General features: G+C 33.0%; 31 protein-coding genes. 7 read left to right on the plus strand and 24 right to left on the minus strand.

The genetic code is table 11. From position 1 onward, the window contains the following. Positions 1-131 precede the first annotated feature (131 nt). Both DCE79_RS09655 and dnaN read right to left on the minus strand, forming a co-directional pair. Positions 132-575, minus strand: coding sequence for a GNAT family N-acetyltransferase (locus DCE79_RS09655; protein WP_108712854.1), 444 nt, complete (start codon positions 573-575; stop codon positions 132-134). A 122-nt stretch (positions 576-697) separates the two neighbouring features. Further along, entirely contained in the window at positions 698-1,828 is a 1,131-nt protein-coding gene (gene dnaN / locus DCE79_RS09660; protein WP_108712855.1) for a DNA polymerase III subunit beta, read from the minus strand. Between the two features lie 238 nt (positions 1,829-2,066). Here dnaN and DCE79_RS09665 point away from each other — a divergent pair, with 238 nt between their 5' ends. Continuing rightward, positions 2,067-2,699 (plus strand): copper amine oxidase N-terminal domain-containing protein, encoded by a 633-nt coding sequence (locus DCE79_RS09665; protein ID WP_108712856.1) that lies wholly within the window; start codon positions 2,067-2,069, stop codon positions 2,697-2,699. 257 nt (positions 2,700-2,956) lie between these two features. Here DCE79_RS09665 and DCE79_RS09670 read toward each other — a convergent pair whose 3' ends face one another. The 12 genes from DCE79_RS09670 to DCE79_RS09730 all read right to left on the minus strand — a co-directional run bounded on the left by DCE79_RS09670 (position 2,957) and on the right by DCE79_RS09730 (position 13,456). Continuing rightward, positions 2,957-3,439 carry a GNAT family N-acetyltransferase gene (locus tag DCE79_RS09670; protein WP_108712857.1) on the minus strand — a complete coding sequence of 161 codons (483 nt, stop codon included), beginning with the start codon at positions 3,437-3,439 and terminating at the stop codon, positions 2,957-2,959. Positions 3,440-3,769: 330 nt separating this feature from the next. Then, positions 3,770-4,210: a hypothetical protein gene (locus DCE79_RS09675; RefSeq protein ID WP_108712858.1), complete on the minus strand. Its 441-nt coding sequence runs from the start codon at positions 4,208-4,210 to the stop codon at positions 3,770-3,772. Positions 4,211-4,362: 152 nt separating this feature from the next. Continuing rightward, positions 4,363-4,659 carry a hypothetical protein gene (locus DCE79_RS09680; RefSeq protein ID WP_159083086.1) on the minus strand — a complete coding sequence of 99 codons (297 nt, stop codon included), beginning with the start codon at positions 4,657-4,659 and terminating at the stop codon, positions 4,363-4,365. 364 nt (positions 4,660-5,023) lie between these two features. Further along, a complete protein-coding gene (locus tag DCE79_RS09685; protein ID WP_108712860.1) occupies positions 5,024-5,737 on the minus strand; it encodes a DUF4085 family protein in 714 nt (237 codons plus the stop codon). Positions 5,738-5,798: 61 nt separating this feature from the next. Beyond that, on the minus strand, positions 5,799-6,434 hold the full coding sequence (locus tag DCE79_RS09690; RefSeq protein WP_108712861.1) for an NUDIX hydrolase: 636 nt from the start codon (positions 6,432-6,434) through the stop codon (positions 5,799-5,801). A 123-nt stretch (positions 6,435-6,557) separates the two neighbouring features. Continuing rightward, on the minus strand, positions 6,558-7,172 hold the full coding sequence (locus DCE79_RS09695; protein ID WP_108712862.1) for a cysteine peptidase family C39 domain-containing protein: 615 nt from the start codon (positions 7,170-7,172) through the stop codon (positions 6,558-6,560). 624 nt (positions 7,173-7,796) lie between these two features. Beyond that, the gene (locus DCE79_RS09705; RefSeq protein ID WP_108712863.1) at positions 7,797-8,426 is read right to left on the minus strand and encodes a GNAT family N-acetyltransferase; all 630 of its coding nucleotides are present in this window, start codon (positions 8,424-8,426) and stop codon (positions 7,797-7,799) included. 103 nt (positions 8,427-8,529) lie between these two features. Beyond that, the gene (locus DCE79_RS09710) at positions 8,530-10,164 is read right to left on the minus strand and encodes a hypothetical protein (protein ID WP_108712864.1); all 1,635 of its coding nucleotides are present in this window, start codon (positions 10,162-10,164) and stop codon (positions 8,530-8,532) included. After that, positions 10,164-10,949, minus strand: a complete 786-nt coding sequence (locus tag DCE79_RS09715; protein WP_108712865.1) for an ABC transporter ATP-binding protein — start codon at positions 10,947-10,949, stop codon at positions 10,164-10,166. The genes DCE79_RS09710 and DCE79_RS09715 overlap by 1 nt, the downstream gene beginning before the upstream one ends. 191 nt (positions 10,950-11,140) lie before the next feature. Continuing rightward, positions 11,141-11,914, minus strand: a complete 774-nt coding sequence (locus DCE79_RS09720) for an SDR family NAD(P)-dependent oxidoreductase (protein WP_369916771.1) — start codon at positions 11,912-11,914, stop codon at positions 11,141-11,143. A gap of 265 nt (positions 11,915-12,179) precedes the next feature. Continuing rightward, positions 12,180-12,719 carry a hypothetical protein gene (locus DCE79_RS18630; protein WP_199912271.1) on the minus strand — a complete coding sequence of 180 codons (540 nt, stop codon included), beginning with the start codon at positions 12,717-12,719 and terminating at the stop codon, positions 12,180-12,182. A 557-nt stretch (positions 12,720-13,276) separates the two neighbouring features. Next, the gene (locus DCE79_RS09730; protein ID WP_108712867.1) at positions 13,277-13,456 is read right to left on the minus strand and encodes a hypothetical protein; all 180 of its coding nucleotides are present in this window, start codon (positions 13,454-13,456) and stop codon (positions 13,277-13,279) included. A gap of 778 nt (positions 13,457-14,234) precedes the next feature. Between DCE79_RS09730 and DCE79_RS18975 the strand changes: the two genes are divergently transcribed. Both DCE79_RS18975 and DCE79_RS18720 read left to right on the plus strand, forming a co-directional pair. Beyond that, positions 14,235-14,450, plus strand: coding sequence for a DUF3953 domain-containing protein (locus DCE79_RS18975; protein ID WP_369916812.1), 216 nt, complete (start codon positions 14,235-14,237; stop codon positions 14,448-14,450). Positions 14,451-14,831: 381 nt separating this feature from the next. Beyond that, positions 14,832-14,984, plus strand: a complete 153-nt coding sequence (locus DCE79_RS18720) for a hypothetical protein (RefSeq protein WP_234417231.1) — start codon at positions 14,832-14,834, stop codon at positions 14,982-14,984. 214 nt (positions 14,985-15,198) lie between these two features. On the opposite strand, the gene DCE79_RS09745 is transcribed toward DCE79_RS18720, so the two are convergent. Further along, the gene (locus tag DCE79_RS09745) at positions 15,199-15,771 is read right to left on the minus strand and encodes a GNAT family N-acetyltransferase (RefSeq protein ID WP_234417232.1); all 573 of its coding nucleotides are present in this window, start codon (positions 15,769-15,771) and stop codon (positions 15,199-15,201) included. Between the two features lie 227 nt (positions 15,772-15,998). On the opposite strand from DCE79_RS09745, the gene DCE79_RS09750 reads away from it, so the two are divergent. Beyond that, on the plus strand, positions 15,999-16,508 hold the full coding sequence (locus DCE79_RS09750; RefSeq protein ID WP_108712871.1) for a GrpB family protein: 510 nt from the start codon (positions 15,999-16,001) through the stop codon (positions 16,506-16,508). 250 nt (positions 16,509-16,758) lie between these two features. On the opposite strand, the gene DCE79_RS18635 is transcribed toward DCE79_RS09750, so the two are convergent. Beyond that, a complete protein-coding gene (locus DCE79_RS18635) occupies positions 16,759-16,923 on the minus strand; it encodes a hypothetical protein (RefSeq protein ID WP_168214682.1) in 165 nt (54 codons plus the stop codon). 165 nt (positions 16,924-17,088) lie between these two features. Between DCE79_RS18635 and DCE79_RS09755 the strand changes: the two genes are divergently transcribed. Both DCE79_RS09755 and DCE79_RS09760 read left to right on the plus strand, forming a co-directional pair. Next, on the plus strand, positions 17,089-17,583 hold the full coding sequence (locus DCE79_RS09755) for a gamma-type small acid-soluble spore protein (RefSeq protein WP_108712872.1): 495 nt from the start codon (positions 17,089-17,091) through the stop codon (positions 17,581-17,583). A gap of 185 nt (positions 17,584-17,768) precedes the next feature. Beyond that, positions 17,769-18,035 carry a translation initiation factor 2 gene (locus DCE79_RS09760; RefSeq protein WP_108712873.1) on the plus strand — a complete coding sequence of 89 codons (267 nt, stop codon included), beginning with the start codon at positions 17,769-17,771 and terminating at the stop codon, positions 18,033-18,035. A gap of 45 nt (positions 18,036-18,080) precedes the next feature. Here the strand turns inward: DCE79_RS09760 and DCE79_RS09765 are convergent, their stop codons facing one another. The 8 genes from DCE79_RS09765 to DCE79_RS09800 all read right to left on the minus strand — a co-directional run bounded on the left by DCE79_RS09765 (position 18,081) and on the right by DCE79_RS09800 (position 25,112). Beyond that, the gene (locus tag DCE79_RS09765; protein WP_108712874.1) at positions 18,081-18,800 is read right to left on the minus strand and encodes an ABC transporter permease; all 720 of its coding nucleotides are present in this window, start codon (positions 18,798-18,800) and stop codon (positions 18,081-18,083) included. Further along, the gene (locus DCE79_RS09770) at positions 18,797-19,660 is read right to left on the minus strand and encodes an ABC transporter ATP-binding protein (RefSeq protein WP_108712875.1); all 864 of its coding nucleotides are present in this window, start codon (positions 19,658-19,660) and stop codon (positions 18,797-18,799) included. Before DCE79_RS09770 ends, DCE79_RS09765 begins: the two co-directional genes overlap by 4 nt. A 145-nt stretch (positions 19,661-19,805) precedes the next feature. Then, positions 19,806-21,437, minus strand: a complete 1,632-nt coding sequence (locus DCE79_RS09775; protein WP_108712876.1) for a peptide ABC transporter substrate-binding protein — start codon at positions 21,435-21,437, stop codon at positions 19,806-19,808. Between the two features lie 186 nt (positions 21,438-21,623). Next, the gene (locus DCE79_RS09780; RefSeq protein ID WP_108712877.1) at positions 21,624-22,082 is read right to left on the minus strand and encodes a hypothetical protein; all 459 of its coding nucleotides are present in this window, start codon (positions 22,080-22,082) and stop codon (positions 21,624-21,626) included. Positions 22,083-22,361: 279 nt separating this feature from the next. After that, positions 22,362-23,405 (minus strand): LCP family protein, encoded by a 1,044-nt coding sequence (locus DCE79_RS09785; protein WP_108712878.1) that lies wholly within the window; start codon positions 23,403-23,405, stop codon positions 22,362-22,364. Beyond that, positions 23,398-23,922 (minus strand): sigma-70 family RNA polymerase sigma factor, encoded by a 525-nt coding sequence (locus tag DCE79_RS09790; protein WP_108712879.1) that lies wholly within the window; start codon positions 23,920-23,922, stop codon positions 23,398-23,400. The genes DCE79_RS09785 and DCE79_RS09790 overlap by 8 nt, the downstream gene beginning before the upstream one ends. A gap of 343 nt (positions 23,923-24,265) precedes the next feature. After that, positions 24,266-24,796: a DUF2812 domain-containing protein gene (locus tag DCE79_RS09795; protein WP_108712880.1), complete on the minus strand. Its 531-nt coding sequence runs from the start codon at positions 24,794-24,796 to the stop codon at positions 24,266-24,268. Beyond that, positions 24,789-25,112, minus strand: coding sequence for a PadR family transcriptional regulator (locus tag DCE79_RS09800; protein WP_108712881.1), 324 nt, complete (start codon positions 25,110-25,112; stop codon positions 24,789-24,791). Before DCE79_RS09800 ends, DCE79_RS09795 begins: the two co-directional genes overlap by 8 nt. A 360-nt stretch (positions 25,113-25,472) precedes the next feature. Here DCE79_RS09800 and DCE79_RS09805 point away from each other — a divergent pair, with 360 nt between their 5' ends. Continuing rightward, entirely contained in the window at positions 25,473-26,036 is a 564-nt protein-coding gene (locus DCE79_RS09805; protein ID WP_108712882.1) for a YitT family protein, read from the plus strand. The last annotated feature ends 64 nt before the right edge of the window (positions 26,037-26,100 follow it).

Consider the following 26,100-nt stretch of genomic DNA (forward strand, 5'->3'; position numbering starts at 1 on the left):
TTTTGCGAATTATATGAAGTTTGAATTTTGGAATTTATTGAATTTTATATGACTTTTTAGAATTCGTACTGCCCCCCCGAACAGTCTAAGCGCTTTATCTACAGACAAAGTTTTTGGTACAGCTATTCACACTATTTTTTTAATAACATATCAATATGTGGAATATTGTCATCTAAATACACGTCAGAAATGGCCTCAAAGCCAAATGATCCATAAAAGTCACGTAAATATTCCTGTGCTTGAATTTTGACGGTTGTTTCATGTAATTCGTTATGAATAAATTGAAGTGCATACGTCATCATTTGCTGTGCAAGCTTTTGCCCGCGATTCTCCTTTTTCACAAGTACGCGCCCAATCGAAAGCTCCGTGTAACTCACCCCTGGAGGCGAAATACGTAAATAGGCAATCACTTCGCCATTTTGTTCTTTGTACAAATGATACGATTTCAAATCTTTCCCATCTACTTCTAAGTACGAACAATTTTGCTCCACGACAAAAACTTGTGTACGCTCCTTTAATATGGCATATAGCTCTGTCGTTGTTAATTGATCAAATGTTTTTATTATAAAATTCATAGAAAGCTCCTTTAAAATTGGTATGTAATGGCATGCAATTTATCAAAATGATAGTTACTTAGATTTTAACACGCCTTAATATGTAGGATAAATCCTTGTTGCACTAAAGTACCCTGGTCTATTTAATATGATCGTACTGGTGAAATAAGATGAATGAAAGAAGAATTGTCAATAGGTTCAATTAAGATGGGTTTCATTGGACCACCAAAACTTATTCTTATCTCTTCTTCTTTTATTACCTTTAAGGCATCCATTAAAAAACTTCCATCAAGTGAAATACTTAAGTCTATTTCACCATTAATGGTCTTAATAGTTTGAGTTTCTTCTATTTTTCCTATTTCTGAAGAGTTTGAGGAAATTTTTATTTTTGTACCATCATTGATTTCTAAATTTACATTGTTATTTTTCCATTCGCTTGCAAAAAGACAAGCTCTATCAATACCCTTTAATAGCTGATTTGTGTTGAGAGTAATTATTGTCTTCGAGTTACTTGGTAATAATCCAGAGACATTAGGATAATTACCACCAATTAACCTTGAGAAAAGCGAGATTGTATTTAATTTAAATACTATATAGTTGTCTATTACAAAAATATGTATTACACCAGATTCATTATTAATTAATTTGGTAAGCTCGTTTAGACTTGTACCTGGAACAATGAATGAGCCATTTAAACTTGATTCTATTGCAAGCTCTCTTAACGCTAAACGTTGGGAATTAGTTGCAACACATGTAAGTTGATTATCTTTGAATGACATATTCACTCCTGTCAAGACAGGTCTAGACTCACTCTTTGAGACTGCAAACACAGTTTGTTTAATAATTTCAATTAATTCAACACTGGGTATTTCGATATACTCGGCTTCGTCAATTTGAGGAAAACTAGGGTAGTCCTCGGCACTAAATCCTTGTAGGTTTGTAATAATTTCATTGGATTGAATGGTAACTAATTGTTTTTCGTTTACTTTAAAATGTATTTTATCTGGTAGTTTCTTAACGATTTCACTTAAATATTTTGCAGAAATTACAACACTCCCTGTTTTATAAACATCCAATACTTGGACTCCATCAATTGTAAATGGAATAATCTTTTCAATAACAATATCAGAATTACTTCCTACAAGGATTAAGCAATTATCACAAGCGGTCATCTTTATACCTGTCAAAATTGGAAATGGTGTCTTTAAAGATACAGCTTTACTAACATCTGAAATTGCTTTGTTAAAATATTCATTATCTATTATAAATTCCATAAAAAATCCACCTCATTTTTAATTATTAGTGGAACTAATTCGACAAAACACCATGAAAACCCTGTCTATTCTTAAACTTGCGCCATTAGTTTAAGTATATTTTTTCACAATCTCTAAATTGTGTGTGCACCCGGTACAGTAAATTTTATATTTTTATTTTTCCAAAATAACTAATATATGGTAATTAATAGAGTTTAGCTTTATAATAAAAACATATTTTTCCATTAGGAGGTTGAAAATGAAGAAATTAATATCTGTACTAACCATTTTTGTTTTATTTGTTATTTCTAGTCCTTTTACAGAAGCTCATTCTGGTAGAACGGATTCTAGCGGAGGTCATAATTGTAGTCAAAAGTCTATATCTAAAGGCTTGTGTAGCGGATACCACTCTCACAATGGTGGCAGCAGTTCCACAAAATCAAGCGCTAGCAGCTCTAAAAGTTCGAGTAGCTCTAGTAGTTCTATCAAATACATAAAATCCACTTACGTACCTGAACCTGTACTTACGGCTGTCGACGTGTATATTGATAATAATTGGAAAAGTTACAACCCAAGTGCCTACATGAAAAACGGTACAACATTAGTTCCAATGAGAGCAATTTTTGAAGATTTAGGTGCAACTATAGAATACAACAGTAGTACAAAAACAATTACGGCAAATAAAGGTTCTAAAAAGATTACGCTCACTGTTGGAAATAAAATAGCTTATGTTACTACAGATGGCGTTAATAGTTCAATAAGTTTATCTCATTCAGCAGAAACTTATAAGAACACAACTATGGTGCCGTTACGCCTTATCGGTGAAGCTTTAGGAGCGACTGTTGAATGGAATAGTACACAATTGATTGTGGATATCACAACAAATAAATAAATTTCAGCTGGCTTCAGACCATTTTGACATTTCGCTACAATTGAAGCGAGGTACAAAAGAATTAAAAGAAAGCTAACATTTACGATTCGTGATGAATCAAGGCAGATGTTAGCTTTAATTTTTTTCGAGGGTACTTTTGATTTCTGCCTCAATTTTCGGAAGTGCGTCTGACTTAGTTAGTCTATCCCCTTCCCACACATTCATTTTGGGACATACTGATCATAAGCTTTAATTTGAGTAAAATGCTAACTAGGATTTCAGTTATCCAATTCTTTTTTCATTACTATAAATACTATTGGGTGTCCAAAAAAATCGCCGTTGTTTTCTTTAACTATCTTAAATCCTATTTTTTCATAAAATGAAATACTGGCATTCCCTTTATAAACGATTAACGACATAGTTTTTGGGTTTTTATATTTTGAAATTCCAGCTTTCATTAATTGTTTACCAATCCCTTTTCCTTGGTGATTAGGGTGGATGTACAATGACTCTAAAAGTACTTCATTATTTAATAAATCTCCTGAGAAAAAAGCATAACCCATAATTTCTTGATTACTTTCAATCACTAAATTTAAAGAAGTTTTAAAACGATTATCCATTTCTTCATCAGAGTAGGCATCCTGTAAAACTTTATTTTGTATTACTTCTGGAATAAAACTACTATATGTATCCTTCCAAGTTTCAATTGCAATAGCTCTGATTTTTTCAATATCTGATAAGTTCATATCTCTTATTATCATAATTCAACTCCTAAATTATTAAAAAAGCTAATTATTATATTTCTATAAATACATCTAAAAACCTTTACTTTACAACGATAAGACTTCGTATTTTATGCATGATTTTATTCATTAAAGTTATCAAGGTAGTTATGTCAAAAATGCATTCAAACTGTTGCTATAACTTACTTTTAAAGAAAGTGCATAAAACAGCATATAGATAATGTGCATAAGAAAAGGCGCAAAACGTTGGTGTAACAACATTTACGCATATTTCATGTATTCCCAAACTTTTATTTGGGAACGTTTATTAGATTTATTTTGTATACATTATAAATCCTTTTAACCTTGCTAATAATAGAGGATATTCTTTTTTGTGTAATTAATTTCTATTTTTTCATATGGAGTTAATAAATATACAGAATTACCTTCTTTTAACATTTCTGAATCTAATTCGCCAATAGATGTAATCATATTTATCGACTCTTCTCCAGTAACACTTGTAACTACATTTGTTTTTAATGGATATTCGTGAGAGTTAATTAAGAGCGTTAATTCCTTCCAATCAGAAGGATTACCTAAAGAACCCATTAATTCAATTTTCGCAATGTCATCTTCAAGTTTAAAATTAGTTAATTCGATATAGCTATCTTCATACTGTATTTGAATTTTATCGCTTAACATAAAAATATCTGCATCACTGAATAAAACATTTTTTTTAATAAATACTGCGAGTAAAACTATTGTACAAAATACAATTCCTATAAATAGTAAATTTGTTTTCTTTTTCATTTATATCCCCCAAAAAACATCTGATTCATATAAACTATATTTTACATTATTTAGTTATTTTTGTAAATTTACATTCTGATAATTGATAAAAGTTTTAAAGTGAAATGCACCCAAAGCGGTGTTTGGGAATGTTTGTTACACTAAAGCACCCATCAGTTTAATAAAATATTAAATAAAACATAAAAGTTAATTCCCGTTACAAAGAAAAGTGTAATGGCAGCTGCCTTTCGTTTTTCGAGTAATGCAATAATTCCATTAACTAAAAGCATTAACCCTAAGGAAAATATTATATAAGGAATTATTGCTACTGATATACCAGTTATCAAAGCATAACTTGATAAAGCAATTACAATAATGACTAAAATAAGTCTAAGTATTTTCAACGATATATCCTCCAGAAGTAAAATTAAATCCCTCACAAATTCCTGTTTAATCATATCATTTAACACGATACATTGGGTAAAAATGGATATTGCTATTTGAACTCACCTGCTATTTTAGTTGAAGTATAAGATTCCCAAACCGTTGTTTGGGAACATTGGTAAATTAAATTACAACTTTAATAAATCCTTGAAGAATTTTAGATAACTCCTCCCTCTCCTTATTTTGAAGCCAAATATAATGCTCGGCTCCTTGTATTTCAATAAATTGCGAATGATTAATAAGTGCTGAATTGTGTGTGCACCCGGTACAGTAAATTTTTATCGAGAAATGAATCAAATAGATACTGTATAATTTTGGTTAATCAACACGCGTGTAAATCTTTAATGAACTAAAGTAATCTAGAATTTAATAAAAATAGAATAACTATTTCTAACGATAAAAGGAAACTCGTTCTGCTGAAATAATAAAGTCGATTAATTCCATCTCTCCATTTTCAAGCAAGACATGAAACTCGTAGTTATCATTAACTTTATACACTTCCTCATACAACCACCATGAATTTTCTAATAAACCATCTTGTTTTATTATATGAAAATTTTCAAAGGTTACTTCATCTACATCTGTAAAACCACCTGTATTATCCAAGAGTAATGTTAAGTTCGTGTCATTTTGAACTGATTTTATAATCGTACAATCATGGAATCTAAAATCCTCTACAATATCTTTATCAAACGAAATGGAGGCTTCTTTATAATATCTTCTGTAATTCTCACCAATGGTAGTTACAGACCTTTTATTTTCCTCACAAAATTTAGTTACAGCGTTTATGACCTTATGAGTTGCTTTGTATAAAGCAAAAACCCTTAAATCAGCTATCTGTTGTAAAATAGTTTCTGGTAATTTCTTTTTTAAAATCACGTGATTAACTATGAAAGCGTTATGAAATTCTTCTGTTGCCTCTTCTTTATTAAAAGCTATTGTCTCCATTTCTTCTCGTAAAGTAAGCCAATCCATTAACTCACTATTGTAAAGCTGTTGAAAGTATTCTTCTGAAAATAGTTCAGCTTTCTGTTCTTCTACTAAATTTAGATGGAAACTTGTTTTTTGACACAATTCGAACCATTCTTTAGTAAAATATTTCATTTTAAACCTCATCTTTCTTTGAAGAATTAATATTATGCTTTCAAAAACCTAGCTGGATTGTTTAGTTACTTTCTAAAAGAAAATTCTTTAGCTCTTTCAAAACTTTTAAAATATAAGTATTGTCATGTGGCAAAAAATCACCTTTACGTACTAATCTATTCACTTCAACATTTTCCATTTTTTCATTTAATACTATACCTTGAGATTGAACACGATCTATTTTTTCAAGCCATAGTTGCTCAAATAAACCTAATTCAATCTTAAAAATCCCAGATACTTCTTCTATTCCGAAATTATATTTAATATCTTCTTCATTTGGTATCACATATAAAAATACATGTCCAAGCTCCCTATCAATAATGCTTTTCTGAATAATCTCATCAGGTATGTTTCCCAAAGATATTAAATCTTCTATTGTTAAATTTATACCTAACTCTTCATATACTTCCCTAATACCATCGGCAACACTTTCATCTGCATTTATATGGCCTGCTGCAGATATATCTAAAGTATTGGGATAATCTTTCTTTAGCTTGCTTCTTAACTGAAAATGTATAAACCATTCATTATTCACTTTACTCACAAACCAGCAGTGAAATGTCTCATGCCATAGACCTTTATTATGGACTTCCTCTCTAGTAGAAGTTCCTAAAGACTTTCCATTCTCATCAAAAATCTTGAGTAGTTCTGTATCCATTCTTTCACCATCTATTCTTTAGAAATTCGCACCAGATGCGTAAACAATTCAAATCATTTGTACCCCGAATATTAAATCAAACTAAAGTCCCATTAGCACAACTAGCCAGAATCGTCATTAATATTAGCTCTGCGCGGCGTCTACGGCTATGTACGTATTGCTATAAAGAAGCATATGAATTCTCTTTACATTCCATAGTTTTTTAAATTCATTAATCGGAACTTTTCGATTATAGCTCTCGTGATCATCATCACAATTCACCAGATGCCCTAATGATTCTGAAAGGTAAATATACTCCTCGTCATAGCCTACGACTGGAACAAAATGCAAATTATTTCGATCCTTATGTACTTTAATAAAAACAATTACGGGAGTTCCCTTGCTCACTTCGTACTTTAGTGTATTTATATTTCCTTTATAATAATTTGTTTTAAAGCCATTTTTTCTTAACTCCGTTCGGATTCCCTTTGGATATACATTGCCCGCCCTTGTTTTACTAGGAAAATGTGTATACAATGCATCACCCTCAGCCTCCAAGCCAAAATGACGCAACAGATACGCTGTTGAAAATGCTGCACATTCCGTATTGTTTTGAAAATCTATTCGATTGTTATGCTGAATAAGATAGTTCGCTGGATAATTTCTTTTTCGTAAAACAGGTATAGGTAATGACATTAAATAGGCATTAATAATAGTTGATATAATAATCCACAAAATAACCGATCTAACTATAAACATACAACTTCCCCCCATTGCGTTCATATCGGAATAATATTCTAATTCTTTCGTTCACTAACCTAGTTTGTTAGTAGAAGTAAAACGTTAAATTTGAAATTATAGTATCTTGATTAAGGGAAAAAGCATTAATCCATTTGAATTAATGCTTTCACATTTAATTTTACGATTGGAACCAATCTTCTCTTAAGAGACCGAATAAATAAACATCGTAGAATTTGCCAAATCGGAAAATTTCATTCCGTAAAGTTCCTTCTTTTATAAAATGACATTTTCCGTAAGAACGGATAGCATTTGCATTGAAACTGTCTGACCTGTTAAATAGTGATTAAAATATTGTTCCAATTGATTTTCCCCTTAGAAAGGGATGCAGACGGAGATACACCCCTTAGATTTTTTGTTGTTTAAACAAAGCATCTACTGCAATTTTCGATAACATATTCACAACCCCTTTGAATTTATAGCTTTATTATACAATATTTGCAATAAATAGATAAATTAGTTTTTACTTAAAATCTATGCTAACATCTATTACTAAAGATAATAGAATTAGGGATTTCGCTATCAAACTTTCATTTGTGAACGTTAATTTGAATAGAAATGTAAGCTTATTAACAACGAATTAAATTATTTTATTTTTTTATAATATCCTCTTGATGGATAATAACGATCATATTCTATTTTCTCTAAAGCTTTTAAATCGTATACTTCATATACGCCACCTACCAATACAAAGTCGCAAGGTTCACCGTTTTCAGTTTTGGCCTTCAATTTTTTATCTTCAATCCCCGTTATAAAAATATCCTTACTTAAAGATTTCTCAACCCCAAAAACGTCGTATGTTTCTAATAACAAATCAAATCCTAACTTTTTATAAAAATTATTTGCTTGTTCATCATCTCGTGTATAAAGCTCTATGAATTCTATAGGGGTATTTTCAAGCTCCTTTAAAGCCGTTTCAAATAATTTACGCCCAATTCCTCTAGATTGGTAATCTGGATGAACAGCAATGACTTTTAAAAACGCACCTAAGCCTTTTGCTAAAAAGGATGTTTTTAATTTTTCTGTATCTAGCACCATATCTAGTAGCCCGACCACCATCCCATCTTCTACTACTATCAACTCAATAGAAGGACGCCCTTCAAATGTTGGTTTTGATGTTTCAACATCTTCGTATAAAGAAGTATGTAAGTATGCCAAAACTCTACAACGCAGCCAGCTTTCTTCATATTTTGATGTATATTTTTGTATTTTCATAAGAATCTCCTATTAGGCACAACCTTTATTTAACCTTGAGAATTCTCTTAAGTTAGATGCACCATTATTTACTATGAAACCTATTGCGATTGTGCATGACAATTTAGGACTTCTGTACACGACGAAATACAACTTTCCAAACACTAACATTCATGATGATAAGAACTACTAAGTAAATAATTGTGCCGTAAGCAACATTTGCTAGCATAAAGTAGTGGATACCCGCAAAAATAGCGATAGGAAGCATCAGTACTAAGCTTTTCCACCCTTGTGCATCGCCAATTTCATTGAATGGTTTAGTAAACGGAATTTTACTGCCAAATCCAATATAGCAAATCACGCTATACAAACAGCTAGCGACTAAAACAGCCAATAAATCTGGGATAATTCGTACCCCATAAATAAAGCAAAGTACGATACTTAAAAGACTATATAACGGAATATACAACTTGGTTAAAAACGCTTTTAAACTTCCCTTTTTAAATTTTGTATAGTCATTTATCGGGAAGATTTTATAGATCCAGGCGGCTTTATACTTTTCTGAATGACTAAGCATCAACACCACAGTCGGAATCATGATCATGCTAAAATAAATCGTTAAATAGCCCTTGCTTATAGAGTAATCAATTTCTTCAATTGTTGCTGTGTTAAACATAAAAATAAATGGAATGACTAAAGAAAACCCTAACGATGGATAGACTTTTAGTTTGAAATCGCGCTCTTGTTTCATCATAAGAGAAGCAAAACGATAAAAAGCTCTTTCCTCACTTGTAGTGCAAATTAGTTTTAATAAAAACTCCTTCAGTCGATTTTTCTTTTCTTTTTTCGACTTACTAGTGTTTAGTAGCTTTTGCAGGTTTTGTTCAAACGTTGGAATTAGCTTGATATAAAGCCAGATTGAAACGATTGGTATCACAATCGAGAAAATGCTAAATACAATGGAAATGACTGTTTGATTTCCATTTAGCAATAATTCATACGGCGCAGCAAACCACATCGGAATGATAAAAATACTCCACCATCGAAATTCTATGACCATATTTAAATTGACGAGTTCAAACGATCGGATAACGACCTGGTAACCAATCATTAAAGCCAATGACAAGCCGATTTGCACATAATTTATAAGATCCTTCAGCTTTTCACCATCAAAAAATCGCAAAATCGCGATATATAAAATGGCGGTAAGGACGACAACAAAAATGTTGATTAATATGATTTCGAATACCGTTAACAAAAAAAATAAAATACCTTGTTTAACGAAGGCAACTATTAGTGGAATGGCAGTAAATGCGATTGTTAAATACGTTAAATAAATTAGGATATGCATAAATTTAGCGGCATTTACCGTTTTGTCGGAGACGGGCTTAGTCGAGAGAATGCTTCTGTCTCGCACATCTAATAAAACCGAAGAAAACTCAGAAATCAATGTTGTCATAATCATAAAAATAAAGATTGCATACGTAAGACTCATTTGGAAAAGGAAATTCTCGCCAAAACTCATAAATGGAATGAGTATCAGACCTAGTAACACATAAATCCATAAGGACTTGATATAGCCGTATTTTTGATCTTTTTGTTTTTTATTTGCAGCCTGATTAAAAAATGTGGGCGCCTTGCGTTCATCCATTAGTAGTTTGACTTGCAAGATTTGACGCATCACTGCATAATCGACACCTATTTTATTAAAAACAAATTGGATTTTATCGAGTAATCTAAGTATTTTGAAATCTTGCATCACAGCACCTCTTGTACGACAGTGACAAATTGTTCGCCAATTTCCTTGTAATTATCGAAACCTGTCAATTGATTAAAGATCCCTTCCAAAGAGCCACTAGCATTGTCTGCTTGTAGCTCGGCAAAAGTTCCGTCAGCCACAACTTTTCCGTCATTCAATAAAATGATGCGACTACTAATTTTTTCGACAACATCCATAAGGTGCGAGGAATAAAATATCGTCTTCCCTTGCGCGGCTAATTGCGCCAATATTTCCTTGAAAATCATAACGCTATTTGCATCCAAACCATTAATAGGTTCATCTAAAAACAGCACATCCGGATTATGTAATAAACTCGATATGATTAAAAGCTTTTGTCGCATGCCTTTTGAATAAGAGGAAATTCTGGAATGATATGCTTCTCCCACGCCAAAAAGCTCCATTAAGATTTGTGATTTGTTGGCAGCCGTATCTAAATTTAGCCCATAAAGTTGGCCAATAAAGGTCAAATACTCATAGCCGCTTAAGTTATCATATACGTCTGCAATTTCAGGTACATAGCCAATTCTTCGTTTATATTCAATACTACCTTGCTGAATATTCTCTCCGAAAAGTTTGATTTCTCCACCGTAATCATCAATCATGCCTAAAATGATTTTAATTGTCGTACTTTTTCCAGTACCATTCGGCCCAATATAGCCGATAATTTCTCCCCTTGAAACATGCAAATCGATGCCTTTCAAAATTTCTTTGTTGCCGTAACATTTCGTCAAATTCGTTATGGTTAAAACTTCTTGTTGCTGCATTTGTATCCTCCATTCGCCTCTGTCTATTTTTAAAATCTACACAACTATAATAACAGATATTGCCAATTCTAAATACCTCAACGAACATATTAATCGTGTAACATTTGATAGCTAAAGGAGAATTTTCAATTCAAAAATTCAAGGAATAATAAAAATACACCGCTAGCAATATCGCTAACAGTGTATCAAGTTTAATCGGCCTGCATGCCACCATCTACATTGTATAAAGAACCCGTTACAAATGAGGCATTTTCAGATGCAAGGAAGTACACAATTTGTGCGACTTCACGTGGTGTACCAAATCGCCCTACTGGAATGGCTTGTTTAATGGCATCACCTGCTGCGTCTGGTTGGTCAGGTGCGATATTGGATTGGATTTCAGTAAGCATTTGTGTATCAATCGCAGCCGGTGCTACTGCATTGACGCGAATTCCGCTTGCAGCTGCTTCTAAAGCGGCTGTTTTTGTCAAGCCTGCAACTGCGTGCTTCGATGCGATATAGCCTGCCATCCCCGCCGATCCTATATATGCTGCGTTCGATGCGGTGTTAATAATGCTGCCGCTCCCCTGCTTTTCCATTTGACGAATTACATGCTTCATCCCGAGGAAAACACCCGTTACGTTGATTTTCATAAGTAGATCAAATTGCTGTTGCTCTAAATCTTTAATCATTTTAAACGGTCCACTAATGCCTGCATTGTTAAAAAACACATTAATCGCACCAAATTTATCGACCGTCTCTCGCACATAGCGTTCCACATCTTGCTCATTTGTTACATCTGCGGTAATTGTATGCAAAGTCCCTTTCGCAACTGGTAATGTTTGCACTGCTTCGTCCAGTGCCTGTTGTTTCAAATCAACTAACACAACGGTTGCTCCATTTTCCAAAAACAATTCCGCTGTCGCTTTCCCAATTCCGCCTGCACCACCTGTAATTAACACAACTTGCTTATCCAAAATCTTCACCCTTTCTCCATTTAATAATTAAATTATAGAAAAAATAGGTATTATAAAGCAAATAATATATTTTAAGAGAATTTATCGTTCGAATATCAAACAATGGAGTACATTCTAAATATATTTGAAAGTTAGAAAGCCATAAATGGTGATTACAGCATTTATGGCTTTCTTTTATCCTAAAACTAGGTTAGGAAACGATATGAAGTTTTTTTAAAAATTTCTCGTTGCACTAACGAAATCACTACTTTATAGGAAAAGGTCTATTTTCTTATTATGTCTCTATGTTTATCATAATAACAAAGACTGCCACTACGATTAGAAATGCTATGATCACTGTTAACCAGCTAATTTTCACCTTTTTTAATAAACGGTCCACAATATAGAATACGGTCGCCGAAACGATCCCAAACACTTGAAATACTGCGCCACAGCAAAAATGAAGGATGAAAGAAGCAATTTCACGAGAACGAGGTTTTTTAAAAATGTCCTTACTGAGCCAGTCACTAAAGAAGGAAGCAAGAACGCCGTATGTAAGTGCAAACATCATGTTTAAATAAAATAAACTAAAAAAACCGTTTATATTGAAGCCACCAAACATTGAAAAGATCAGTGTAAATATCAAACTACTAACCATAGCTGTTAATAGTTTTCTTTTTAGAAGTATCGAAATTGTAAAAATCCCCTCTCTTATTTGTTTTAAAATCTCATAACAAGCATTCTCAAAAATAGCTTTAAACTCTATTTCATTTTCACGGCCAAGGCTCGCGTAAGCACTGTACTTAATCACTCTTGAGGTAATAAATGTGCTCATTATGAGTTCGGATTGTATATTGCGATAACATTACAAATTATACTATCTTTAGTAGGTGGAAAAAAAGGGGAGTTTTAATTTAATGACAATAAAGTTCGATAAAAGAGCATTTATAATACCTCTATGTATACTAATCATCTGGTTATTTGTACCGGGTGCGGCAAATTGCATTAGTAAAGGCTTTAAATAAAGTTTAATTATTTGTCATTCAATCTACTAATTGTTTAAAGTGCAAACGCATAAAAATGAGCCATAGAAGTCAAGCTACTTCCCTGGCTCTTTTAATTAAATTTTATTATCTGCTATCTAGTACTTTTAAATCTCTCTCCAATTGTTCTCGAACTATTTTCGTAATTCAACCTTACACTTATAATCCACAGCCATTCATTTTAGAATAACATCATCCGTAAGAAACGCTATTATAAATGTTGGACACAACTTATGCTGTAATTATAGTGTCAATGAAAATGCACCCTAAGCGAGATTGAACTAAAGCCACCCTTAGTTCAATAAGGGCTATTAAATTTTTTCAATCAAATTAACAGGAAGTAAAGTAGCTATTCAAATAACTTCGACAACAAAACTGCAACGAATGGTCCAATTACTGTAAATCCAATAAATAATGCAATAAACTTCATAGGTTTAGATAAGGCTTGTGGTGATTCGTTTAATTCATCTAATTTTTGATTTATTTTCTTTAGTTCTAATAAAATTTCTTTATTCAATTCTTCTGACATCCTTAATACCCCTCCCCCAAAACATCCATTACCATTATAAACCAATTATAGACAATGTCCTTATTTTTCTTATACAACAAAGTTGCGTCGTTAGTTGAACAAGCAAGTTACAAATTGCAACTTTTTATCACCAAAATACTTTCAAAATGGTATGTCGACCAAAATAAAGTTGGAAACATAAATATTAACAAAAGTGAAGCGCAATTTTTGTCAAAAATATATTCAGAGGCGAAAACAATGAGGTTATTTTCTATAAAAACAGCTACAAACACTGATTTCACAGTATTTTTCGCTGTTTGAAATGTTCCCAAGATTGAAGTAACCCCTAGAAAAACAATTGCAGGTTGCAAATGCAATTACCAATGTCAACATAGTAATAATGGCTTTCCACACAATAGATGAGGTTTTGTAATTCCTCTAACTCATACAGCTTTTAAATTTGATTTTAGAATAATCTATTTCCATATAAATTTCCGAAAGAAACTTTCCGTCAATTGTGCCTTTTTTAAAAAGCATTGCAGGAGTATCAAATTCTTGAGTAAAGGAATCTTTAACTCGGGTAAGATAACATTTATTTGGAACCTGACTTGTTTAAAGATCAAAACTTAATAATTCGTCCAATAGAAGAAAAGGATTTACAACGTATTTGCTAAGACCATCATATACTAGTCTTAGCTGTACCTTCAGTTTCAATGAAAGAGTGGTGAATATGTTGGATAAGATTTTTAATATAAGCAAATTCTTTCTTTTGTTTTTTGCCATTCTTGCTTTTATAATGATGATTAAAAGCCGAAATGGTAACTATTTGTTATATTCAAATATAATCTTTATAATTGCTTTTATTTCATTTATTTTGTTTGGTATTAAAGAATTTCAGAATAATAGAAAGAAAAGTGCTATATTACTTTTTGTGGTGTCTTTACTTCTGTTAGCCTTACCAATTTATAATATCTTTTTAAGAGAAGAATTAACTGTAATGAATAGTTTAATTTAAAATAAAAGGCATCTTTAACGTTACCATTTCCCAGCGCTACCTTCTTTTGGCGGTACTGATTAATCATATCGTGAACTTCTTCTGCGCCGCTCCTTTAATTATGCAAGAGGTATACCGTAGTGCTTGTACTCGCTGCGGTTTTTTGTATAGCTATGCCTAATGTAACCCCTTATTAGAGAGTTCTTTATTTTGTAAATTTCATTTATTCTCTGCATATACTGTATTTAAAGCACTTTTTACATTCCTAATTATGAGGAGGATTTAACCATTAGTGATAATAAAAACAAATCCACTCAACCCTCTGATTCAATAGATATTTACATTGCTAGACTTACTTTTATTTCAGCAACTATCGTTACACTTGGAGATGGTTTAGCTGCATTGGCTGCAGGTCTTGCCCTACAAGAATTGGAAAAATCAAACAATGAAAATACACAAAGCCAATATGATCAAACAGAACAGTTAGACTCAACACAAAAGCAGATTGACTATTTAATAAGGGAATTAAAACACATCAAAAAAATTATTAGTTAAGAAAGGTGTGACTATTTCGCCCATCTTGGCCTTACAGGACATCAATCTTCTCCCCAAATAACTGAGACATTACCAACTCATGAAAAGCACCAATATTTATGTATGTGGCTGTTGTGAATTGCGACAACTGGAATACATGGTCTTTAGGTATTGCTAAAAATACACTGTCGGAAATAATCCAATAGTTAAATTGTGAAAATTGAAGGATTTAATTTTAAAAAGGAAACTCATTCAATTTAGTCTGTGTTATTTTATTTTCTTTCCAATCCTCATAAATAGATGCATATAACACCGTATCTGAAATTGTACCGTTTTCATTTTCCCAAGCTTTTCGTAAGTAACCTTCCTTAACAAAACCCGCATTTGTAAAGCATTTTCTCATTGCTATATTGTCAGCTCTTGTATAGCCTTCAATGCGAAGCTTATTTTTTTCACCATAAAGATAATCCTTTAGCCAAAGTAAAGATTTTACACCAATCCCTTTGCCACGTGCCTTTTCAGTCAAACGAAGATCAAATAGTGGAATTGTATCCTCAATGTCGTCAATAATGATAATGCCTACTTTTTGCTCATCTAAAATAACCCAAAATGTCTCTCTACCATCAGCATAGTAGCCTCTCTCCACAGCACCTTTAATTACTGTCCTATTTAAATTTTGATTCGAATGGAAGGGCCACGTGTTAAAACATAATAAATCTAGTAACTCTTCATTTTCATCCTTGAACTTTCGTATTTTCAATAAAATCACCTCTATTATTGTTGTTCTTAATGATTGATTTGAAAACAATCTCTCCGTTACCAGGCCTGTTCTATCGGCTATTTCTTACGCTAATTTCAATTTGCATGAACCATGAAACTAGAACATTCAATTTAAAACCATGTAACTTCCCCTTCCAAAAATTTATTTTTTATAATTTCTAGATTCATTACAATTATTCCTTCCTACCGTTTACAATATTAACAGCAAATACTTCCACACCATCTAAATAACAATTTAAAGGATGATACGAAACTATGAAAATTCGTCTTACTGACTATAGTGCACATTGGTCTCAAATGTTCCAGATTGAAGCAGAATTTCTTAAAACAATATTTGGCGAAGAGATAATCAAATGTGAGCATTTTGGATCTACATCAGTTCATGGAATGAAAGCAAAACCTGTAATTGATATGATGTGTATCGTTAAGTCCATAGAGAAAGTTGATCTATTCAATAATCATATGAAGGATCTTGGCTATGATGTTGCTTGGGAATGGGGTATTACAGGTAGAAGGTTATTTAGAAAAGGTGGAGAGAACAGAACGCACCATATCCATTTTTATCAACTTGATAATCCCGAGATTAAACGACATTTGATTTTTCGAGATTATCTGAGATCTCACCCTCAAGAAGTGACCAAGTATAGTTGTTTCAAAGAAGAGTTAGCTCAACGCTACGATTCTACAAGTCATTACAGTCCAGCAAAAAAGAGATTTGTAAGTGATATGGAACAAAAGGCACTCAACTGGTTTTCAGAAAGTTAGACTATTAAACGCATTTTTATTCCTATGAAACTAACTGGTTACTTAAATCAATGGGGCAAATTCCAAAATAATACGCATCAAACTACTAATTGGATATATTTTAAACGCGTAAAAAATGAGTCAGAGGAGACAATCTACTTCCTTGACTCATTTATAGAAATTTTAGATTATTTTACTCCATAATGTTTTCTGATTAATATCCTGCATCGATTTTCATAACTATCGGAATTTTCAACAACTAATGAAATTCTCACTTTTTATTACGTGAATTATCTGATTGTTTCACTTGATTTGAATTTTTATATTGCTCTTCGGTTAGATCGTTTTCTTCACGGATATCTAAATCGTCTGGGCTTAAATCGATTCCAAACTCTTCTTTCTCCCTTTCCTTTTTGTCGTCCCTCTTTTTTTGCATATTATTTTCACCTCCACTAAATAAATTAACCATTCAGGAAAAAGTAATTCATCCTTTAATGTCGTCTTTTTAGCATTTTTGGTTACTTCATCATTTTTTCAATTCAGCAACATCTAAGGATAAAAAATAATCTTCTGAACAGACTAAATTCAGGAGGTGAAATCCATGCCAAATAATAATAACAAACAATACATTAATCAAATCAGACAAAAAATCCAACAAGCCGAAGCTAAAAAAAGTCAAGCTTCTGGGCGATTTGCATCTTCGAATTCAATGAACTCAATGAGCGAAGAATTCGGGAGTGACACTGATGTTAACCAAGTCAGACAACAACTCCAACAAGCCGAAGCTAAAAAGAGCCAATCTTCTGGTCAATTTGCATCTTCGAACTCAATGAGCTCAATGAACGCAGAATTCGGAAGTGACACTAACGTTAACCAAGTAAAACAACAGCTCCAACAAGCCGAAGCTAAAAAGAGTCAATCTTCCGGTCAATTTGCATCTTCGAATTCAATGAACTCAATGAGCTCAATGAACGCAGAATTCGGAAGTGACACTAACGTTAACCAAGTGAAACAACAACTCCAACAAGCCGAAGCTAAAAAGTATAAAGCTTCCGGTCAATTTGCAAATAACAGTAACCAAAACAATAAAAATTAAATTGATTCACCCTAAACCGGCAATCATTATTCTGCCGGTTTTTTTACATTTCACTCATCATATTCAAAAATTTTTTCAATTTGGAGCAATTAATAATTATTTATACTAATTCTTCTCATTTTCTCCCATTAAATTCATATGATTAAGTTAAGACACTTTATAGTTTATTGGTAGGAGGGAAAATAGTGAGCAACAAAAATAATAAATTAAAACAAAGCTCCGATTCTTTTGATATTCAAGTTGCTAGACTTGTATATATTGGCTCAACCATTTCTACATTAGGCGGTGGTTTACAAACTATTGCAGCAGCTTTGGCTTTAAGTGCATTAGAAAAAGCAAGTTCCGAAAGTTTTCAAAGCCAGTATGATCAGTCAAAACAACCAGAGGATTTAGAAATGCAGATAGACTCTATAATAAAAGAATTAAAGCAAATAAAAAAAATTATTAGTTAAGAATTACTTTCATACAAGTATTTCACATAGCAAAATGTTTAATAACTATTCTGCCTTGTATACGCGCCCCAGTCTCCAGCGGCAAATTAAAAGTGCAAGGATGATTGTAATGAGTAACGGTGTGATGGACCAAAAATCCCATTCGCTGCTACTTAAATTGATAAAACCCCAAGTTGCTGGGAAAAGTTCTCCTATCAATCGCAGAACTTTTGGTAGCATATCCACAGAGAACATAATTCCTGAGAGCATTATGGATGGTAAAAAAATCACCTGTGACACCATTGTTAATTTCGACGTACTTTTCACCGTCAACCCTAGTATTGTTCCAATGGAAAGTGAAGCAATGATGAAGATTTCAAGCGTTACAAAATACTTGAATAAATTTGTAGGTACACTCGCATCAAAAATTAGTTGAGCCACTATAAATAATAGCGTGCTCATTAGAGAGAGATGAATTAGTCCTGAAACAAAATTATTTACGATACCCGTCCATAAAGGTATCCCCCCAACTTTATATGCTTTTTTTATTTCACTATTATAAAGTTCAACGAGCGGTGTCGGTGTACCTAAAATCGCACCCATTGTTACACCAAAAACGGTCATCGATTGAATGAGTGTTTGGTGAGCAGTTGGATCTATGGAAGTAAAAATGCCACTCATAAATATAAAGAACAAAAGTGGAATGATGTAGTATGTGAGAAGAATACCTCTATCTCGAAAATCTAATCGCCATTGTAGACCGATACCATAAAGAAATGCGCTCATACCAGTTCCTCCTTCGCCAGATCCATAAACCTTTGTTCTAAGCTAGTTTGCTCAATTTTAAGATCGTCAATAGAATTTTCTTCAGCTCTCACAATTGAAGTTAACTCGTAAAGACCATCTTCCAATTTATTAGTTTCAAATAAATGGTATCCTTGATGCTCCCCAACATACGTACAAGCTGACAAGGAACTCGTATTAATCGTGGTTGCTAATTTGAGGTGCATTATATAAGTATCATTCTTTTTCTCAGTAAATTCATAGACAGTTCCGATAAAACCAATTTTGCCCTTCTTTAGGATGGCTAGTCGATCACAAAGCTCTTCCACTTCCGCCATATCATGACTCGTCATGACAATCGTTTTTCCCCTTTTTTTCAACGTTCGTATTTCTTCATGCAATGCAACGCGCCCTTCTACATCAAGACCCGCTGTTGGCTCATCTAAAAATATGATTTCTGGATCCCCTATCATAGCTAGAACTAAATGTAGACGCCGTTTTTGACCAGTGGATAACTCTTTATATTTTTTATTCATCATGGCCTCGATATTTAGTCTTTGAATGAGGCCTTTATCAATCGTTGAGCCATTCCATTTTGCAAACAGTTTTATTGCTTCAATTGTTTTGATATTTTTAGGTAATGACGTAGATTGTAACTGGACCCCAATATTCCCATTAAGTTTTATCGTGCCGCCATAGTTTCGAAGCCCCTCTATACATTCAAGTGCGGTCGTTTTTCCAGCACCATTGGTTCCGATTAAAGCAAAAATTTCTCCCTGTTCAATCGTAAAAGAAATACCACTAAGAATTCTTTTATCGCCATACTGCTTAGTTAATGAATCAATCGTAATGACTGCAGTCAATCCAAATCCCCCAATCTATTAATTCTTTATACTACTTCATAATAACACGCAATCTACCACTTAATGGAAATTAATTGAATCAATAAAAATAAGACTTCCACGGTTTCATTGTGGAAGTCTTTATTTATTATCACTAAAGTTAATTCTAACGATTCACATCTACATATTTAAAGTTAAAGTTACTTAAACCATCTGGCTCCATGCCAGTTACGTAATCCTTAACAACAAATAAATTTGTATAATAATAAATTGGAGCTACTGGGTACTCCGCCATAGCAATCTCCTCAGCTTGAAGTAATAGTTCCGTACGTTTCTGAGCATCTGTTTCCGTAGTAGATTGCGTTAAAATGGATTTGTACTCTGCATTTTCCCAAGCTGTCTGGTTATTTGGGTTTTTCGCTGTGTCATACATTTCAAGGAATGTAAAGGCATCATTATAATCACCCGTCCAACCAAGTCTTCCAATTTGATAATTTAAGTTATTTAATTCCTCAATATATACTTGCCATTCTGAATTCGTTAACTTCACATTAATCCCTAGCTCTTTTGACCAAGTTTGTTGAATATACTGTGCAACTGCTGCGTCTCCTTCATTCGTAAAATAAGCAATAGTCACTGTTACATCACTTGGATCACTTATGCCTAGTTCTTCAAGTCCAACCTTAAGTGCCTCACGAGCTCCCTCGTAATCTGCATCCTTAAAGTAACCATCATCATTACCAAAACCTTCTACTGCATTCGGCACAAGTCCAAGTGCTGCATCCTGCTCACCTTTTAAAATATTTTTAATAAGCCCTTCTCGGTCAATTGATAATGTTAATGCTTTGCGGACATTTACATTCGATACGATTTCATCTTTGGTATTAAACTTATACCAATATACGCCAGCTTTTTCAGTGGCATTTAGTGTACCATCTGCTTTTAATCCATCAATTTTATCCAATGCCACATTACCAAATGGTGCGCCGATAAAATCAATTTCACCTGCATCATACATCGTCATTTGGGTTGTATCTGATTCCACAATCGGAATGTTCACTTTATCTATGTTTACATTAGTTGCATCCCAATAGCTTTTACTTTTCGCTAACGTAATCGAGCCACCATTCACCCAGTCCTCTAGCGTATAGTATCCGTTTGTAACAAAACCTGGCTCAGTAAACCAGTTTTCATTTTCTTCGGCTGCTTTTTGATTAAATGGTAATAACGTAGAAAACGCTGTTAATTCTAAGAAATAAGGTGTTGGTGTGGCCAATGTAACCTCGAGCGTTTTTTCATCCAATGCCTTTACCCCTACATCTTCCGCGCTACCAGCTCCTGTACTGTATGCTTCTGCACCTTGAAGAGGATATAAAATCGATGCGTATGGAGAAGCATTTTCAGGATTTAATGCCCAACGCCAAGAATAAACAAAATCTTCAGCTGTTACTGGATCACCATTTGACCACTCCGCATCACGTAATGTAAATGTATAGACAAGTAGATCATCACTTACCTCATACTTTTCAGCAGCTGCCAATTCTGGCTTGCCATTTTTCATCTCTGTTAACCCTTCAAACATATTGCGAATTAAACCAATTGAAAATGAATCACTTGCTAGTGCTGGATGTAAACTTGTCGGCTCAGAACCGAGCACCAAGTTTAATTCTTTTACCTCATTACTTGCTGTTTCACCATTGTTTGCATTCTGGTCATTTGTTGAATCGCTTGAATCATTTGAACAAGCAACCAACATGAATGTAAGTACCACGAACCACAGCCATACACTTTTTTTCATTTGAACTGTCCCCCTTTAATAAAACCAATACGCCCTTTTGTCTGTTTCAATTTCCCGTTCCTGAGTAAACTAAAACATATATTTATTTCAAGGTTAATTAATATATTGGTTACAAGAGCAACTTAGAATAACGTGCAGCTGTTACAAGATTTTTTAGCAATAAAAAAAACATCCATTTTCAGGATGTTAATAGTTTAATTTATGCTGTTGTAGTAAACAGTTATGTAGCGCTGCAATTGTTACAACGGCAATTATTTCTGCGTTTGCTTTAATATCTTTTTTATCTTGAAAAGAAAACTCATTGCCCAACATATCAAAATCATAATTCATCTTATCTAAATCGACATCAATATTATGCGAGTAAATATTACGCCATGAGTTCAGCAAAAATAAATTGTTATATAACCCTTCCTCAATCCAGCCCATGTTATATACAAAGTAAATTTGAGTAACAAAGTTAGCCTTTTTTAATGGATGATAATCACTACTCTTCCATTGTAAAACTTTCTCACTTCTTTTTCCCTTTACTTCAATTAACTTATTTACTGCTTTTTCACAATATAAATGGATTACGATTAGCTTTGATATCGGATCATCGATACCCATAAATTTTTCTAAAAATTTTTCCCCTGTAACTTTAGACATTTATATTCATCCCACCCCATTCAAATAATAAAATGATTTTTTACCATAATGTAGTTTCGCTCGCAATAGTTCCTATTATCAGGAAAGTAGTTACAAGAATTATTCAAAGTACAATTCTATTATCAGCCAAATCTTAACGCTTCATACGCATTTTTTCAGTACAGATGCTTTCTACTTTCATCCACGAGTACATTAATTAACACACCTTTATATTGTCTTCGTAAAAAGTTATATTCATAAATATTTCAGTAAAATTATTCCTAAATACCCCATTTATATTTAGTCAAATGTCGTTAACTCTTCTGAAATAGAATTTAAAAAATCTTTCTCAAACCGATAAATGTGTTTCCCTGTAGTACTACTTAATGGTATGTGATCTGCTATCATGCCTTCACTTATAGATAGCGCTTTTATAGAATTAATTTCTATTTGATTGTCTAACAACGAATCAAGTGATGTATTGGCTTCTATTTGAGTAAATAGCTCTTTTAATTGTGTTCGTGGAATCTCGTTTTCTGTTTTATTCATTACCATAGTCATTAGGTTTAATAGGTCATCTTCATCTAAATTATTTCCTTCTGTAGCAGCCATCATTAATGATACAACTTGTTCGCCACTCAGCTGATTTGTGCCCTTTTTGAATTCAAATGCCACTTGTGATATTGCCCTTAAACGCATATCTTCTTGCAAGTCATATTCAATACCATTCATAGAATCAATTAGCGTTGAAATGGTTTCTAAATCGATCACTGCATAATAATCAATTGGTAAATCGAAGAACTTTGAAACTGTCGTTCTTACATTTTCAGCGCCGCCAAAACGATAAGCAAATAATAATTTATCATCCAAAGTAGTTCCATCATCGTTATCTGCTACCTGCACATATGTATCTAAAGGGAGCGATACGACTTTCATCATCTTTTTATCTTTACTATAAGTAAGTAAAAGGTTTAGATAAATTCGATTATCCATATCTTTCGACTTTACCGTAATTAAAGTAGTTGAAATTTTCGCTTCTTCAACTACGGGAGCACTTGCAGCAGATGAGTTATATTCTTTATTGAAATCACTCCTGCTCAATTCTTTAGTCCAGTTTCCAGTTAGAACAGATGGCATAAACAAAAATAGACACAAGCCTACTGCCAATAAAGAGACTGTTAAGGGGGCGATTTTTTTTACCGTGATAAGTGACTTCTTTTGAGTATGAGCATCCCCGTCAATTTCACGAATTTGTTCAAATACTTTATGACGATCTTCTTTCGTAAATTGTAGCTCTTGACCCGATGTATTAGAAAATGCATCTTTTAACCGTTTATCATCCATTCAGTTCCACCTCCTTTATCATCGACTCTAACCTTTGTTTTGCTCTTCTTAATCGAGTTTTCACTGTATTCACTGGAACATCTAAAACTTTGGCAATTTCTTCAGTAGTCAATGAATCATAGTAATATAGATAAACCACTTCCCGATACACCTTTGGAAGAGAAAAAATAGTATTTTTTATTTCTTCATTCTTGTATTTATCGATTACTGTTTTTTCTGTTGATGGCATGATTGACTTAGCTGTTTCATTAATAAAACTTTTTACCTGTACCATTTTGTAATTCCAACTTTTTAAATAATCCTTGCATTCGTTAATGGTTATACGATACAGCCATGTTTTTATTTGTGCGTCAAACCGAAACGATTCTAGGTTTTTGTAGCATTTGATAAATGTATTTTGTACCATATCTTTCGCAATCTCTGCATCTTTCACATAAGAAAATGCCAATCGAACCAACTCATTACCATAGTCAATCATCAGTTTTTCTAATACGTAATCTTTTTCTTCTCTGTCCAATTTACTACCCTCCCCTTCAACTTACTTCAAATTCTGCTATTAGACGATTATCATTTCATAATCGATTCAATTTTAAAAAAATAATTTTATTTAAGAAAGATTCTCTTCTTTTATCGGCTTTATTTCTTAATGGATATCTAAATTTCTGCAGCAGTTGCCATTGCATCAGAATAATATCCTGTAATGTGCTCATTAATAGCGTTTTAATGGTATTTCAAAAGGACCTCGAGGGCAATAAAATAAGTGTGCTCAGTTCAATACTAAGCACACTACATTGAAATTTCACTTTAGTTATTTTTGAAGCGTTTTTATGTGCACCCGGTGCAAGTTTTTCAAGTTTTTATTATTCACCCTGCAAGCGCGCGCGGCGATAGGTTAAGGCAACATACATCATGACACATGGAACCACGAGCACCATAAAGATATTAAATAACATTTTCGATACTTGTCCCATTGTCCCATCAAAGAATACCATCATAAAATAGCTCAACACCATAAAGCATACTGTTAGCCATGTGGCAGGTAGTATCGATTTTTGTAGACGCATGAGTTTTTCGGCCTTTGAGGTATTATCAGAATAAATCGGCGTTGTGCCAACAGGTGCTTTAAATAAATGCGTATCATAACTTGAACAAACATGTTCCCAGCCGGCAAATTCAAACATCGCAAAGTATTCGTCTTTGTCTTCCTCTGCTAAATTGCGAATATCAATACTATAATCGATAAATTCTGGCTCACGCTTTTCAAGTTCATAACCAAACCCTTTATAGCGCTTGACAATCCAGCCCTTTGCAGCGAACCTTTTTAACACCTTTAAATCCCTTTTCTCTGAAAATGCAATCCCATCTGAAATGACAAATTTCTTCTCATTCATGTGAAGTACCTCCCTCTAGTCCCATTTGTGCAAAGCGAATCATTTTCTCACGCCTCTTCATATCATGTTGAAGTACATCGCGTCCTTTTTCTGTTAACATATAAACTTTTCTACGAGAATCACTATCGTCAAATAGTGTAATGTATTCCTGCACCATGAGTTTTTTAATAATAGTATAGAGCGATGCCGGACCAATTGTGACCTCACCGTCCGTCAACACTTCAATATCACTCATCACTACATAGCCATGCTTCGGCTGTGTAAATGCAGCCATAATATAAAAAACCGAATCGGTCAGTTGCTCTAATGATTTCATTTTTCCACCTCTTTATATCACTTTATGATATATCTAATTCCAATATATCATAAAGTGATATAAACGCAACTAATTTTTCTGAATATTACAGTATTTACAGGTCAACAACTATTATTTCTTTAGAAAAAGGACGTTACTATTTCATTTACCGGGTGCAAATACTTATTTTGCTCATTCATTACTTGAGAAACGGATGGAAGTTCAAAAGTTCTGTATGTGTAGGTTTACTCTTTACAGTTCTATTTAAAATTTGCATCTAAATTACTTCTTTCTGCCGAATAATGAACATATATTTACCATTGAAATTCACAATATTTTGCTTAAGTTACTTTAAAATAGTCTGTATTATGAGGTGGTTACCTGTCCTTTCTAAAAAAAGGTTTTGCACTAATTATAGGTAGCATTCTTTTATCTTTAGGAATAAATATGTTTTTAGTACCACATGAAATATTAGATGGGGGTACAGTTGGTATTGGATTAATAATAAATTACATATGGGGTTTGGAAACAGGTGTAACTATTATCATATTAAGTGTTCCCATCTTTATATTTGCATGGTTTCATTACAGAAGTTATTTTTATAATAGTTTACATGGCATGATTATCTCTTCTTTTTTTATTGATTTTCTAACACCTGTTAGTACGCTATTTAAAATTGATGCACTATATAGTTCTATTCTAGGTGGCATTTTAATAGGAATTGGGATTGGCTTGATGTTGCTATTTCAGACAAGTACAGGCGGCACAGATTTTATTGCCCAGTTTTTATGTGATAAAACAGGGATTAATGTAGGGATATATATTTTAATCATTGATGCTTTTGTGGTTATATGTGGTGGTCTATTATTATCCTCCGAGACTTTTTTACTTTCCATTCTTACTATACTTTCTGTTAGCATAACAACGAGTTATATTACAAAGTAGGATCTATTCACCTAAAGCGTACGCGAACACAGACATCCAACTATCATTAAAATTTATACAAAAT

The sequence above is a fragment of the Lysinibacillus sp. 2017 genome, assembly GCF_003073375.1.
Classification (GTDB): Bacteria; Bacillota; Bacilli; order Bacillales_A; family Planococcaceae; genus Solibacillus.

Bases quoted from the DNA above. Each gene is read 5' to 3' on its own strand.
- DCE79_RS09800 (WP_108712881.1), bottom strand. From the start codon at position 25,112: ATGAAATCATTAGAGCAACTGACCGATTCGGTTTTTTATATTATGGCT.
- dnaN (WP_108712855.1), bottom strand. From the start codon at position 1,828: ATGGAATTTATAATAGATAATGAATATTTTAACAAAGCAATTTCAGAT.
- DCE79_RS18635 (WP_168214682.1), bottom strand. From the start codon at position 16,923: ATGCAAAAAAAGAGGGACGACAAAAAGGAAAGGGAGAAAGAAGAGTTT.
- DCE79_RS18630 (WP_199912271.1), bottom strand. From the start codon at position 12,719: ATGAGCACATTTATTACCTCAAGAGTGATTAAGTACAGTGCTTACGCG.
- DCE79_RS09785 (WP_108712878.1), bottom strand. From the start codon at position 23,405: ATGGATGATAAACGGTTAAAAGATGCATTTTCTAATACATCGGGTCAA.
- DCE79_RS09690 (WP_108712861.1), bottom strand. From the start codon at position 6,434: ATGGATACAGAACTACTCAAGATTTTTGATGAGAATGGAAAGTCTTTA.
- DCE79_RS09750 (WP_108712871.1), top strand. From the start codon at position 15,999: ATGAAAATTCGTCTTACTGACTATAGTGCACATTGGTCTCAAATGTTC.
- DCE79_RS09685 (WP_108712860.1), bottom strand. From the start codon at position 5,737: ATGAAATATTTTACTAAAGAATGGTTCGAATTGTGTCAAAAAACAAGT.
- DCE79_RS09710 (WP_108712864.1), bottom strand. From the start codon at position 10,164: ATGCAAGATTTCAAAATACTTAGATTACTCGATAAAATCCAATTTGTT.
- DCE79_RS09670 (WP_108712857.1), bottom strand. From the start codon at position 3,439: ATGATAATAAGAGATATGAACTTATCAGATATTGAAAAAATCAGAGCT.
- DCE79_RS09775 (WP_108712876.1), bottom strand. From the start codon at position 21,437: ATGAAAAAAAGTGTATGGCTGTGGTTCGTGGTACTTACATTCATGTTG.
- DCE79_RS09705 (WP_108712863.1), bottom strand. From the start codon at position 8,426: ATGAAAATACAAAAATATACATCAAAATATGAAGAAAGCTGGCTGCGT.
- DCE79_RS09780 (WP_108712877.1), bottom strand. From the start codon at position 22,082: ATGTCTAAAGTTACAGGGGAAAAATTTTTAGAAAAATTTATGGGTATC.
- DCE79_RS09755 (WP_108712872.1), top strand. From the start codon at position 17,089: ATGCCAAATAATAATAACAAACAATACATTAATCAAATCAGACAAAAA.
- DCE79_RS09675 (WP_108712858.1), bottom strand. From the start codon at position 4,210: ATGAAAAAGAAAACAAATTTACTATTTATAGGAATTGTATTTTGTACA.
- DCE79_RS09665 (WP_108712856.1), top strand. From the start codon at position 2,067: ATGAAGAAATTAATATCTGTACTAACCATTTTTGTTTTATTTGTTATT.
- DCE79_RS09765 (WP_108712874.1), bottom strand. From the start codon at position 18,800: ATGAGCGCATTTCTTTATGGTATCGGTCTACAATGGCGATTAGATTTT.
- DCE79_RS09655 (WP_108712854.1), bottom strand. From the start codon at position 575: ATGAATTTTATAATAAAAACATTTGATCAATTAACAACGACAGAGCTA.
- DCE79_RS18975 (WP_369916812.1), top strand. From the start codon at position 14,235: ATGATTAAAAGCCGAAATGGTAACTATTTGTTATATTCAAATATAATC.
- DCE79_RS09730 (WP_108712867.1), bottom strand. From the start codon at position 13,456: ATGTCAGAAGAATTGAATAAAGAAATTTTATTAGAACTAAAGAAAATA.
- DCE79_RS09795 (WP_108712880.1), bottom strand. From the start codon at position 24,796: ATGAATGAGAAGAAATTTGTCATTTCAGATGGGATTGCATTTTCAGAG.
- DCE79_RS09715 (WP_108712865.1), bottom strand. From the start codon at position 10,949: ATGCAGCAACAAGAAGTTTTAACCATAACGAATTTGACGAAATGTTAC.
- DCE79_RS09695 (WP_108712862.1), bottom strand. From the start codon at position 7,172: ATGTTTATAGTTAGATCGGTTATTTTGTGGATTATTATATCAACTATT.